Annotated in this window: 11 protein-coding genes; all 11 read left to right on the top strand. The window is 35.2% G+C overall.

Features of this window, described 5'->3' with window-relative positions:
• Positions 1-359 precede the first annotated feature (359 nt).
• The 11 genes from CN692_RS10315 to nagA all read left to right on the top strand — a co-directional run bounded on the left by CN692_RS10315 (position 360) and on the right by nagA (position 12,710).
• Positions 360-1,859 (top strand): malate:quinone oxidoreductase, encoded by a 1,500-nt coding sequence (locus tag CN692_RS10315; RefSeq protein ID WP_098119061.1) that lies wholly within the window; start codon positions 360-362, stop codon positions 1,857-1,859.
• Between the two features lie 377 nt (positions 1,860-2,236).
• Entirely contained in the window at positions 2,237-3,487 is a 1,251-nt protein-coding gene (locus tag CN692_RS10310; RefSeq protein WP_098119060.1) for an ABC transporter substrate-binding protein, read from the top strand.
• Positions 3,488-3,595: 108 nt separating this feature from the next.
• A complete protein-coding gene (locus tag CN692_RS10305; protein ID WP_179874411.1) occupies positions 3,596-4,516 on the top strand; it encodes a carbohydrate ABC transporter permease in 921 nt (306 codons plus the stop codon).
• An 89-nt stretch (positions 4,517-4,605) separates the two neighbouring features.
• Positions 4,606-5,364 (top strand): carbohydrate ABC transporter permease, encoded by a 759-nt coding sequence (locus tag CN692_RS10300; protein WP_179865581.1) that lies wholly within the window; start codon positions 4,606-4,608, stop codon positions 5,362-5,364.
• A gap of 27 nt (positions 5,365-5,391) precedes the next feature.
• The gene (locus CN692_RS10295) at positions 5,392-6,657 is read left to right on the top strand and encodes a Gfo/Idh/MocA family protein (RefSeq protein WP_098119057.1); all 1,266 of its coding nucleotides are present in this window, start codon (positions 5,392-5,394) and stop codon (positions 6,655-6,657) included.
• 100 nt (positions 6,658-6,757) lie between these two features.
• Positions 6,758-7,477 carry a GntR family transcriptional regulator gene (locus CN692_RS10290; protein ID WP_098119056.1) on the top strand — a complete coding sequence of 240 codons (720 nt, stop codon included), beginning with the start codon at positions 6,758-6,760 and terminating at the stop codon, positions 7,475-7,477.
• Between the two features lie 68 nt (positions 7,478-7,545).
• On the top strand, positions 7,546-8,757 hold the full coding sequence (locus CN692_RS10285) for an SIS domain-containing protein (protein ID WP_098119055.1): 1,212 nt from the start codon (positions 7,546-7,548) through the stop codon (positions 8,755-8,757).
• Complete coding sequence (gatY, locus tag CN692_RS10280; RefSeq protein WP_098119054.1) at positions 8,754-9,605, top strand: tagatose-bisphosphate aldolase subunit GatY; 852 nt, start codon at positions 8,754-8,756, stop codon at positions 9,603-9,605. Before CN692_RS10285 ends, gatY begins: the two co-directional genes overlap by 4 nt.
• 4 nt (positions 9,606-9,609) lie before the next feature.
• Positions 9,610-10,557: a 1-phosphofructokinase gene (gene pfkB, locus CN692_RS10275; RefSeq protein WP_098119053.1), complete on the top strand. Its 948-nt coding sequence runs from the start codon at positions 9,610-9,612 to the stop codon at positions 10,555-10,557.
• Positions 10,545-11,477: an ROK family protein gene (locus CN692_RS10270; protein ID WP_098119052.1), complete on the top strand. Its 933-nt coding sequence runs from the start codon at positions 10,545-10,547 to the stop codon at positions 11,475-11,477. The genes pfkB and CN692_RS10270 overlap by 13 nt, the downstream gene beginning before the upstream one ends.
• 78 nt (positions 11,478-11,555) lie before the next feature.
• The gene (gene nagA, locus CN692_RS10265) at positions 11,556-12,710 is read left to right on the top strand and encodes an N-acetylglucosamine-6-phosphate deacetylase (RefSeq protein ID WP_098119051.1); all 1,155 of its coding nucleotides are present in this window, start codon (positions 11,556-11,558) and stop codon (positions 12,708-12,710) included.
• The last annotated feature ends 250 nt before the right edge of the window (positions 12,711-12,960 follow it).

Below are 12,960 nucleotides of genomic sequence, written 5' to 3'. Positions count from 1 at the left end.
ATGGATATGCGATACTATTTATATACTCGAGGAAATAAACTGTAGGACTTTAGAATTTATTTTTGTAAGATAAGACCTTAATAATAGATATTTAACTTTTGTACATTCTTTAAATAGTTTATAATTATCAGATAAAGATAAAAAAATTTTTTTTAGCAAATAGTAATAGAAATATACTATTAATGCGATATAATTAAATAGTGATATACTATAATTAAAATTCCAATTAAATGTGTTATACTATTACTAAAATATGATTCAGACAGAATAGGTATGTTCCTAGGTGGTGCCTTGCTTTTTGTGACACCTAAGCAGGAAAACCTACTTTTTTGCAAATAAAGGGGAAAAGGAAGGTTATTATGAGCAACAGACAAACTAGAACAGACATTATCTTAATTGGTGCCGGAGTCATGAGCGCGACTTTGGGATCATTACTAAAAGAATTAGCACCGGAATGGGAAATCAAAGTATTTGAGAAATTAGACAAAGCAGGCGAAGAAAGCTCTAATGAATGGAATAATGCGGGTACGGGACATGCTGCATTATGTGAACTTAACTATACATCTGAGAAAGCAGACGGATCTGTAGATATTAGTAAGGCAATAAATATAAATGAACAGTTTCAACTATCAAGACAGTTTTGGTCTTATCTTGTAAATAGCAATTTGATTCGTAATCCACAAGACTTCATCATGCCAATCCCTCATATGAGTTTAGTACAAGGTGAAGAAAATGTGGAATTTTTAAAGAAACGATTTGAAGCGCTTTCTAAAAATCCTTTATTTAAAGGGATGGAATACTCAGAAGACGCTGGAAAGCTAAAAGAATGGATCCCGCTAATCATGGAAGGACGCACATCTAATGAAGCAATAGCGGCAACAAAAATAGACTCTGGAACAGACGTTAACTTTGGAGCTTTAACACGTATGATGTTTGAGCACTTAGAAAGCAATAATGTTGAGATCAATTATAAACATAGTGTTGAGGACATTAAACGTACTAGCGATGACTCTTGGGGTGTAAAAGTTCAAAATCTTAACACTGGTAAAACAGAATACCACACTGCAAAATTCGTTTTTATCGGAAGTGGAGGAGCAAGTCTACCTTTACTACAAAAAACTGGTATTCCTGAGTCAAAACATATCGGAGGATTCCCAGTTAGTGGACTTTTCTTAGTATGTAACAACCCAGAAATTGCTGAACAACACCATGCAAAAGTCTATGGTAAAGCCAAAGTTGGTGCTCCACCGATGTCTGTACCACATCTTGATACAAGATATATTGATAATAAAAAGTCATTATTATTTGGACCGTTTGCTGGGTTCTCACCAAAGTTCTTAAAGACTGGTTCAAATTTAGATTTAATTAGTTCTGTTAAACCGAATAATGTGATGACGATGCTAGCAGCTGGCGTTAAAGAAATGGCATTAACGAAGTATTTAATTCAACAAGTATTACTATCAAATGAAAAGCGCATCGAAGAATTACGTGAGTTTATTCCGAACGCTAAGAGCGAAGATTGGGATATCGTAGTTGCTGGTCAACGTGTACAAGTTATTAAAGACACAGCGGCTGGAAAAGGCACGCTCCAATTTGGTACTGAAGTTGTTAGTGCACAAGATGGAACAATTGCTGCATTGCTTGGAGCTTCACCTGGTGCTTCAACTGCTGTTCATGTAATGCTTGAAGTATTAGAAAAATGCTTCCCGCAGCATATGATGGAGTGGGTACCTAAAATTAAAGAAATGATTCCTTCATTCGGTATTTCACTAGCAGACAACCAAGAGCTTTTTGAAGAAATTCAGGCTTCAACATCAAAAACGCTTGGACTAATCCAAAAAGAATTAGTTTATAGCTAATTGTTAAAACAACTAGGAACCTCTGATCGACTTTGATTAGAGGTTCTTTTTTTGGTTATTTCAGAAGCCTATTAGTAGAAAAATGATGAAATATGTCGATTTAAATTTTCGGAAAATTTCTAAAAAAGGGTTCAGGATTTAAAAAAGAGGTGATATACTACATACAACTGGTAATGACATCATTACTAATAAGTTGTTTTGAAGGATAACAGGGGGTGTTAGAAATTTTATGTGAGGGGCAAACAAAATATTTGTAAGCCTTTACATAACAACTGGTAATAACATCATGACAACGTTTGTATTCCAAGGGACGTCTTTTGAAAGAAATTTTTAGTTTAAAAGGCTACTAAATTTTTAAGAAAGAGAAGGGGAACGGGATGAAAAAATGGCTTATTATGCTTTTAACTTTAGCTTTAGGACTACTAGGTTTAGCTGGATGTGGCAGTGATAGTACATCTGGAGATGCGAAGGATGGAAAAGTTGAAATTACTTATGGATTTTGGGATAAAAAACAAGTACCTGCAATTAATGAAATTATAAAATTATTTCAAGAGAAAAATCCTGATATTAAAGTAAAAACTGAACTTACACCATATGCACAATACTTTCAAAAGCTAGAAACAGCAGCAACTGGCGGAGCATTACCTGATGTTTTATGGATGAATGGGCCGCATGTGGTTCAATATGCGGAAGGTAAAGTAATTGTTCCACTTAGCGACTTAGCTTCAAAAGATAACTACAGCTTGGATAATTATCCTAAGTCACTAATCAATCTTTACACTGTTGATGGTAGCCTATATGGGATCCCAAAAGATTTTGATACAACGGGATTATGGTATAACAAAAAGATTTTTGACGAAGCAGGCGTTCCATATCCAGACGATACTTGGGACTGGAATAAATTAAAAGAGGTTGCCAAGAAGCTTACGAATAAAGATAAAGGAATTTATGGATTTGCTGCCTTAATGGGTAACCAAGGTGGATACTATGATTTCATTTGGCAAAATGGTGGACATATTATTTCTGATGACGGCAAGTCTGTCGGATTTAATCAACCTGAGGCAATTGAAGCACTTAAATATAATATTAGTTTCATTAAAGATGGTTTATCTCCAACTCAAGCTCAAATGACAGAAACAGCACCATCGGAGTTATTCTCTTCTGGAAAGATTGCAATGATGTTTGATGGTCCATGGATGGTACCAGAATATAAGAAAAACCCTGATCTAAATGTAGCTGTTGTACCTAAAGGAAAACAGCGCGCAGTTTCTATACATGGTTTAGCTAACGTGATTGCAGCAAACACGAAGCATAAAGATGCTGCTTGGAAATTTGTTCAATTCTTAGGCTCTAAAGAAGCAGCAGAAGTATACGCAAAAACAGGCACAGTAATTCCTGCTTATAATGGTACGCAAGAAGCTTGGTTAAAGGCTGTACCGACAATGAATCTTCAAGCGTTTATTGATGGAGTGAACTATTCAGTTCCATTACCAAGTGTAAAAAACACAGGAGAAATCTGGCAGTATGAAACAGATATCTTGAAAAAGGCTTGGAGTAATGAAGAGAGTGTTGAAGATGCTGCGAAAGAGTTAACAAAAAAAGCAGACGAGGCTCTATCTAAGAACTAGAAAAAATGAAGAGAAGAAGCTCTAGTCATACGAAACTTACTTCTTCTCTTTATTTCCTTAAAAGGAGTGAATACAGTGAAGGAAATGCCTCTACAAGTTGAAGTTGAAATGAAATCAAAAAGTAAGTTAAGGGCACCTAACTTAACAAAGACAAAGAAACGTTCAGACTATTTTTGGGCTTATTTAATGATCGCTCCTACGATGATTGGTTTAGCAATTTTCTACTTATGGCCAATCATTCAAACGGTTTACTTTAGCTTTACTGAGTGGGGAGCATTTGGGCAATATGAGTGGACTGGATTAGCTAATTATAAACAAATGCTACATGATTTTAACCTGTTACAGTCCTTTAAGAATACGGGAATCTATATTCTATTTACAGTACCAATCGGTATTTTCTTATCGATTCTAATAGCCGTTCTCTTGAACCAAAAAATTAAAGGAAAATCTGTTTATCGCACATTGTATTTTTTACCTGTTATTACGATGCCAGCAGCAATCGCTATGGTTTGGAGATGGCTATATAATTCCGACTATGGACTTTTAAATTATCTCTTATCCATCTTTGGAATTAAAGGTCCGCACTGGGTCAGTGATCCAAAGATTGCATTATATTCTATAATTGTTGTAGCAATTTGGAGCGGACTTGGCTATAACATGGTTATTTTTCTTTCTGGACTCCAAGGAATTCCAAAAACATATTACGAAGCAGCGGAGATTGATGGTGCTGGGCCAATCAGGGTCTTCTTTAAAATAACACTACCGTTACTTTCCCCAGTTATATTCTTCGTAACAATCATGTCCTTTATTGGGGCATTCCAAGTGTTTGATTTAATTTTTATGATGATTGGAAAAAGCAGTACAGCTTTGGAAAGTACTCAATCAATTGTGTACTTATTTTACCAGCATGCATTCGTGTTAAATGATAAAGGCTATGCGGCCGCAATCGCAGTTTTATTATTAATTATTATTTTATTCATTACAGCGATTCAAATGGTTTTACAAAAGAAATGGGTTCATTATGATTGAAGGAGGAGTAACCATTGGAAAAAACGAGACAACTTGTTTCTAGTAAAACAATTCTAATCCATTTAATTCTAATTATCGGCTCATTGGCGATGGTCTTCCCTTTCATATGGATGATCCTTACTTCATTAAAAACTTATGCTGAGTCGATTCATGTTCCACCTGTTTTCATTCCAAAGAATTTTCAATGGGTGAATTATAAAGATGTATTTGATTTACTACCATTTTTTAAATTCATGTTTAACACACTAATTATCACTGTCATTCGTACTGGTGGACAATTACTTTTATGTTCTTTAGCTGCTTACGCTTTTGCAAGAATTGAATTTCCAGGGAGAAATTTTCTTTTCTTAATCGCTTTATCGGTTTTAATGGTACCAGGACAGGTGTTTTTATTACCACAATATATGATCATGGTTAAATTAGGATGGTTAAATACATTACAAGCAGTAATAGTTCCAGGTTTATTTAGCGCTTTTGGTACATTTTTACTACGTCAATTCTTTATGGGCTTACCTAAGGAATTGGAAGAAGCAGCTAGACTAGACGGTTGTAATCATTTTCAAATTTATTGGAGAATTATGCTTCCTTTAGCTAAGCCAGGTTTAGTTGCTTTAGGTATTTTTACGACACTGTGGAGCTGGAATGAATTAATGTGGCCTATGATTGTTAATAGCTCTCCAGATACAATGACATTATCAGTCGGTTTATCTTCTTTACAAGGTCAATACTTAACGAATTATCCAGTTTTAATGGCAGGATCATTTTTAGCAATTTTACCTATGCTTATTTTATTTATGATTTTGCAAAAACAGTTTATTGAAGGAATTGCAGTTACAGGAAGTAAATAAAAACTTTAAGAGGGTTGGAGGAAACTAATTATGAAAGCAGCGTTAATAGGTGCAGGAAGTAGAGGATTTTATGCATATGGGTCATATGCCCTACAGTATCCACACGAAGTTCAATTTATTGCTGTAGCTGAACCTAATAAAGAAAAAAGAGAAAAATTTGCTGAAGCACATAATATTCCTGAGAACATGAGATTCGAGGATTGGACTGAGCTGTTAGAAAAAGAACAATTATGTGAAGCTCTTTTAATTTGTAGTCCAGACCGTGACCATTACAAGCCAGTCATGAAAGCAATTGAAAAAGGATATAGTATTTTGTTAGAAAAACCAATGTCACCAAAACCAATTGAGACATTGGAAATAGCTGAAGCAGCAAAAAAACATAATACATTATTAACAGTTTGCCATGTTATGAGATATGCACCATTTTATCAAGCATTAAAGGAAGTAGTTGAGCGAAAGGTGATTGGAGACATCGTTTCGATCCAATGGAATGAGAATGTTGGATACTTCCACCAAGCCCACAGTTTTGTACGTGGTAATTGGAGAAATTCAGCTGAATCTAGCTCGATGCTTTTACAAAAAAGCTGTCATGATATGGATATGCTTGCATGGTTAATTGGAACAGAGTGTAAGAGTGTTTCTTCATACGGAAGCTTAACTTACTTTAAAAAGGAAAATGCGCCAGAAGGTTCAACATACCGTTGTTTGGATGGTTGCAAGGTTGAAAAAGAATGCGCGTACTCTGCGGCAAAATGGTATTTACATGATCGAGATGTTTGGCCAGCAAACGTTATTTCGGCAAATTCTAGTCTTGAAAGTAGATTAAAAGCCATCCAAGACGGTCCATACGGACGTTGTGTATATCATTGTGATAATGATGTTGTAGACCATCAAGTAGTTAATTTATTATTTGAAAATGATGTAACAGTTGCATTCACAATGACTGCTTTTACAAATGAAACCTTCCGTAACTTTAAAATTATGGGAACAAAAGGCGAAATTATTGGAAATGATACTAAAAATGAAATCGAAATTAACTATTTTTCAGGTAAAAAAGAATTAATCAGACCTTCGACAGTCGATGGTGGTCATATGGGGGCTGATACAAGTATCATGGCTGATTTCATACAATGCGTAAAGGACAAAGATCATGGAAGCTTAACTTCTGCCATCGTATCAGCTAAAAGCCATATGATCGCTTATGCTGCAGAGGAGTCAAGAGTTTCTGGAACAATGATTTCTTTAAAAGAATATATGCAAAATATAAAAATGACAAAAGAGGAAGTTTTGTAGAAAAATCTATTGCGACATATGTGGTAACTTTTTCAATATTATGTATAATATATGTATATTTAACTGGTTATGACAAAGATACCACCTAAAGGAGCTAATCATGGTTGAAAAAGATTCACGACTTCCTCTTTATTATCAATTAATGGATATTTTATTAGAAAAAATCGAATCAGGTGAGTTGGCAGAAAATGACCAGCTACCATCTGAACGAGAATTATGTGATACGTATCAAGTTAGCCGCACAACTGTAAGACAGACAATGCAGGAGCTTGAAAAACAAGGTTATATTTATAAACTTCATGGCAAGGGGACATTTGTTTCGCAAAGGACGTATAACCAAAGTCTTGTAAAATTTTATAGTTTTACAGAGGAAATGAAAAAAGCAGGGAAGACTCCTACTACAGCTGTCGTTTCTTTTGAAAAAGTCAACTGTAGTAGTAAAGTTGCAAAGGTCATGAATATACCGGTCGAAGAAGAAGTATTTAAGATCGTTCGGTTAAGGCTTGCAGACGAGGAACCAATGTTATATGAAACCTCTTATCTACCAGTACAGGATTTTAAAAATCTTTCAAGTGAAGAATTGCAACATACGCCAATGTATGAAATCTTTCGAACTCAGTACAATGTGAACATTTCTAGTGCTTTAGAAAGCTTTATGGCAGTAAGTGCAAATAAAGTAGAATCCGATATGTTGAAGATGAGTGAGGGTGCACCATGCCTAAAGCTAAAGCGAATTACTTATGATCAAAACAAAGTAATTGAGTATACGATTTCGATTGCTAGAGGAGATAAATTCACTTACACGGTAGAGTTAAAATAGATACTTGAGTATCTATTTTTAACTCTACTGGTAATGATGACATTAACAGTATGGTAGGAGGAAAAAGGATGGAGCTTTTAAAAGCAAGTGAATATGAAAGAATGAATGTTGGTGCAAGTAACACAGCAAAAGAAATTGCCCAGCAACCTAGATTATGGAATGAAACAAAAGAACTCATTTTATTTAATAGAGATAAAATTTTTTCTTTTTTAAAGAGTATTGAAAATAAACACGATCAATTTCGCATTATTTTAACCGGTGCCGGAACATCTGCATTTGTCGGTGACACCGTTCTTCCTTATTTAAAACAAATTGTTAACAGCAAAAAAACAATAGTTGAAAGTATTGCTACAACAAATATTGTTTCCAATCCCTATTCTTATTTAGATAAGAGCCTTCCAACAATTATGATTTCCTTTGCACGTTCGGGAAATAGCCCAGAAAGTTTAGCAGCTATTAACTTAGGTGAACAAGTTATTGACGATTTTTATGGCATTATTTTTACTTGTAATCAAGATGGACTGTTAGCCCAAAAGAAGAAAAATGATAAAAATCACTTAGTTATTTATATGCCGGAGGAAGCGAATGATCAAGCTTTCGCGATGACGAGCAGCTTTACGACTATGCTCCTTTCATCGATTCTACTTTTCAATCTCGATCAGATTCATACATGGGAGAATACGCTTGATGAATTGATTCGCACAGGTCATTCAATTATTAGCGATAGTGAAGAAAGTATTAAACAACTAGCTAATTCATCCTTTCAAAAAGTTGTCTATTTAGGATCGGGAGTATTTGAAGGATTAGCGAGAGAAGCATCTTTAAAATTATTAGAGTTAACTGGAGGGTCAATCCCGATTACCTTTGATACTTCATTAGGTTTTAGACATGGACCTAAGTCAATTTTGGATAAGGATACAGTCGTCATTATCTTTCTATCTAGCAACCCATATACAAGGCAATATGATGTAGACATTTTAGAAGAAATCTATAAGGAAACAAATCGTGGAAAAGTCATAGCAATTTCATCGTCATCGGATCATGTAGCCGAATCCTATAGTGACATTTTCTATAATGTAGGACTCCCAAAAATTAATGAAGATATTCTTCTTACCTTCCCATTTATTTTATATGCGCAAACTTTTGCTATGTACAAATCTATTAATCTCGGTTTTTCACCAGATAATCCATCTCCATTAGGAGTAGTAAACAGAGTTGTTAAAGGTGTAAAAATTCATGCCTATGCGAATGAACTAAAAAATGGAGGAGATTTTTCATGATAACTTCAAGAAGTACGATTCTCTCAGATGCCCAGTCTAAAGGCTATGCTGTACCGGCATTCAATATTCATAACCTGGAAACGATGAAAACCGTTTTAGAAACAGCACAAGAGCTAAGGTCACCGGTTATGATTGCAGCGACTCCTAGTACGGTTAGTTATATGGGACAGGAATTTTTTATTAATATGATGGAGGCTGCAAAAAAAAGCTATGATATTCCAATTTGCTTTCATTTAGACCATCATGAAAAAGTGGGAGATATTAAAGTTTTAATAGAAAGTGGAGTTCCTTCAGTTATGATTGATGCATCGCATCATAATTTTGAGGAAAATATTCGAATCGTACGTGAGGTAGTAGATTATGCTTCATCATTTGGAGTCGCAGTGGAGGCAGAGCTAGGGCGTCTTAGCGGGATAGAAGATGACTTAGAAATAGATGAAAAGGACCAAATTTATACGAATCCAGCACAGGCTAAGGAGTTTGTTTTTAGAACAGGCATTGATTCATTAGCCGTTGCTATTGGTACTGCACATGGTCTATATAAAGGTGAGCCTAAATTAGATATTGAACGTCTAGGTGCAATACAAAGAGAAGTCGATATTCCTTTAGTTCTTCACGGGGCATCAGGTTTATCTGATGAATTAGTACAAACAACGATAAAAAATGGAATTTGCAAAGTTAATATCGCTACTGAATTAAAGATGGCGTTTGTGAAAGGATTGCGTCAATATTTGAATGAACATCCGGATGCCAATGATCCTAGATATTATTTTAAATATGCTGTGCAAGAAATGAAAATAGTAGTAGCTGATAAGATTAAAATGTGCGGTAGCATGAATCGAGGATAGGAAAATGATTGCTACGATAACAATAAATCCAGCAATTGATATTCGTTATAATCTTCCTGCCTTTCAGTTGGATGAAGTAAACCGTGTTCAATCCGTAGATAAAACTGCTGGCGGAAAAGGACTAAATGTTTCACGCGTCTTGTGTCAGCTAGAGGCTACAGTCACTTGTACCGGATTTTTGGGTGGGAAAAGTGGCGAGTGGATCGCCGAACAGCTTTCAATTTTGAGTTTAGAAAATCAATTTGTAAACATAAAAGGTGAGACAAGATTTTGTCTAGCAATTGAATCAAAAGAAGGGCATACGGAAATTCTTGAACAAGGACCTGAAATATTGGAGAATGAAAGAGAAGAATTTTTGAAAAATTTCGATATTATTTTGGATTCGAATCAATATATAGTAGCTTCTGGTAGTTTACCAACTGGAATTGAATCTAACTTCTATAGGCAACTAATAGAAAAAACAAATCAAAAAGGCAAATACTTTCTATTAGATTCAAGTGGAGAGTCATTAGCAAATGGCATTAAAGGGAAACCATTTTTAATAAAGCCAAATAAAGAAGAGTTATGCAAGTTAATAGGGTTAAATGACGTTTCGCTAGAGGATATGATTAATTACAGTTTAGACATTTGCCGAAAGGGTACTAATTACGTCTTACTTTCTCTAGGAAAAGAAGGTGCCCTTTTAATAAGCAAAAACAAAATACTAAAAGCTATCATTCCCACTTTGACAAATGTTCATCAAGTTGGATCGGGTGATAGCATGCTTGCTGGCTTTACTTTTGCACATTCTAAAGGTTATCTAATTGAAGATGTTTTCAAGTGGTCATGTGCTTGCGGAATGTCAAATGCTGCATCAGAGCAGACCGGTTCGATTGAATTATCACAAGTTCAGGATTTCTTTAATCAAATAAAGGTGGAGGAATTAGTAGGGGGGAAGGAATGGAATATGTAGTTTGCTTTGATATTGGGGGTACATTCATCAAATATGGATTAATAAATCGTAATGGTCAATTAGCTTTCAAAGATAAAGTACCGACTCCTATAAGTAATATAAAAAGGCTGCTTCCTGATCTTTTAGCCGAGAAAATAAAAAGTCTCCAAAATGACTTTTCAATTGTAGGGATTGGAATCTCATCATGCGGACTCGTTAATCATGAAACTGGTGAAATTTTATTCTCTAATAATATACCTGGCTACTCAGGAATGAAGCTAGCTGAAATACTTTCCGATTTATTTAATTTACCGGTTAGTGTCGAGAATGATGTAAAGAGTGCTTGCTTAGGAGAAATGTGGAAGGGTGCCATTCAAGGGAAACAGAATGTAGTGTTTTTAACATTAGGAACCGGAATTGGAAGTACGATTATCGTAGATGGGAAGATTGTGAGTGGTACACGTCATTTAGCTGGAGAATTAGGTCATACTGTAATCGTTAGCGGTGGCCGTTCTTGCGGGTGTGGTCGTAGGGGCTGTTTTGAACGATATGCCGCTACATCAGCCTTCGTAAACGACTTTATTGAGGAAAAAAAGAAAGAAGGCATAACTGTAGAGAATATCTCAGGAGAAGAAATACTAGCTTTAGTGGAGGAAGGGGACTCGGTTGCATCAACCGTTTATCAAAAATTTATATGCCACATTAGTGTGGGTTTATCAAATATTGTCCATCTTCTAAACCCGGAAGCCATTATAATCGGTGGAGGAATTGTTGAGCAAGGAGACAAGTTTATACAAGACATTAACTCTGAGATTAAAAAAGAAATCATGCCGATTTATAATCAAGATACCATCGTATATGCTTCAATTCTTGGAAACGATGCTGGATTGTATGGAGCATGTTATACGACTTTAAAAAAATTAAACTACTTAAAGGTATAATAGAACGAGTTGACAGGCAACATTCTACATAGTGTTGCCTTTTGGTCTTACTTAACGTAATGACATGGGGGGAGCTAAGTGAAGGCAATCAAGGTTGGAAAAATTTATACACCTGAGAAAGTATTTGATAACGGATATATAGTAATTGAAAATGGAAAGATTAGTAAAGTTACCGAGAACAGACCTTCTTGTGAGATTTTAGATTTTTCAAGCTTCGAGGCTATTCCTGGCATGATTGATCTACATATTCACGGACTTGCAGGACATGACACGATGGATTGTAGTGTCCATGCTTTGCAAGAAGTGTCTTTGTCACTTGCACGCCATGGCGTTACAAGCTTTTTACCGACTACACTGACAGATGATTTTGAAAAAGTTAAAAAAGCAGTCGTGAATGTAAGTGAAGTAATAGGTCATACAGACGGTGCAGAAATAATTGGCTCTTATGTTGAGGGTCCGTATATTACGAGCGAGCACCGCGGTGCGCATCCTGTAAAGTATATGCGTGAGCTAAATATGGATGAGCTAACTGAGCTAATAAAAATTTCAAAACGTACAATTAAAGTCATTACAATTGCTCCAGAAAAGGAACATGCCCAAGAAGCTATTAAATATTTAACGGAAAATGGTATTCATGTATCAATGGGGCATACAAATGCAGATTACGATACTACAAATAATGCTATCGAAAATGGAGCGATGATCTCAGTTCATACGTTTAACGGTATGAGGGGATTTAATCACCGTGATCCGGGATGTCTAGGTGCCGTTTTAACAAATGATCATTGCTATTGTGAATGTATAGCTGACTTACAGCATGTCCATCCTGGAGCAATCAAACTCCTATACAAAACAAAAGGGAAAGATCGGATCATTTTAATAAGCGATTCAATGGCAGCTGCAGATTTACCAGATGGAGATTATACGCTTGGCTCATTAGAAGTTATAGTGGAAAATAAAATTGCCAGAACGGTGGAAACCGGTTCATTAGCAGGTAGTACAACTAATTTAATGGAATGTTTAAGAAATATTAAAAAGGTACTAGAGTTACCTTTAGAAGATCTTTTGCCAATGGTTAGCCTAAACCAAGCAAAACTACTTAAAATTGACACCGAGGTCGGAAGCATAGAGCCAGGAAAAAAAGCAAATATCGTTTTAATTGATCGCAAATTCAACGTTAAAGCGACGATCGTAAACGGAAATTTTGTCTATGAAAATGATGAACAAGAATGAAAAGAAAAAGTGGATTTGAATAAAGTTTTGAAGAAGTAGTAAATTAAAGGATGTATTGAAGAAGTTAATATAAAAATTAATTGACCTTACTATAAGTGGACATAACGTCATTTTTAGAGGGTCTTTTTAGTGAATATGGGCAATGTAACTGATTAGTTGAGACGAAATAATGATGATTTTAAATGAGGAGTATTGCTTAAAGTAAAAAAACGTGGTAGATTAATACAGTATATATAATTAAATTTAAGGT

It is taken from the genome of Bacillus sp. AFS002410 (assembly GCF_002556365.1).
GTDB lineage: Bacteria > Bacillota > Bacilli > Bacillales > Bacillaceae_G > Gottfriedia.
The sequence above is the reverse complement of the archived record's forward strand: the minus strand, read 5'-3'. Positions and strand labels throughout refer to the sequence as shown.

Coding starts and splice junctions, on each gene's coding strand:
- CN692_RS10315 (WP_098119061.1), top strand. CDS start 360: ATGAGCAACAGACAAACTAGAACAGACATTATCTTAATTGGTGCCGGA.
- CN692_RS10310 (WP_098119060.1), top strand. CDS start 2,237: ATGAAAAAATGGCTTATTATGCTTTTAACTTTAGCTTTAGGACTACTA.
- CN692_RS10305 (WP_179874411.1), top strand. CDS start 3,596: ATGAAATCAAAAAGTAAGTTAAGGGCACCTAACTTAACAAAGACAAAG.
- CN692_RS10300 (WP_179865581.1), top strand. CDS start 4,606: ATGGTCTTCCCTTTCATATGGATGATCCTTACTTCATTAAAAACTTAT.
- CN692_RS10290 (WP_098119056.1), top strand. CDS start 6,758: ATGGTTGAAAAAGATTCACGACTTCCTCTTTATTATCAATTAATGGAT.
- CN692_RS10285 (WP_098119055.1), top strand. CDS start 7,546: ATGGAGCTTTTAAAAGCAAGTGAATATGAAAGAATGAATGTTGGTGCA.
- gatY (WP_098119054.1), top strand. CDS start 8,754: ATGATAACTTCAAGAAGTACGATTCTCTCAGATGCCCAGTCTAAAGGC.
- pfkB (WP_098119053.1), top strand. CDS start 9,610: ATGATTGCTACGATAACAATAAATCCAGCAATTGATATTCGTTATAAT.
- CN692_RS10270 (WP_098119052.1), top strand. CDS start 10,545: ATGGAATATGTAGTTTGCTTTGATATTGGGGGTACATTCATCAAATAT.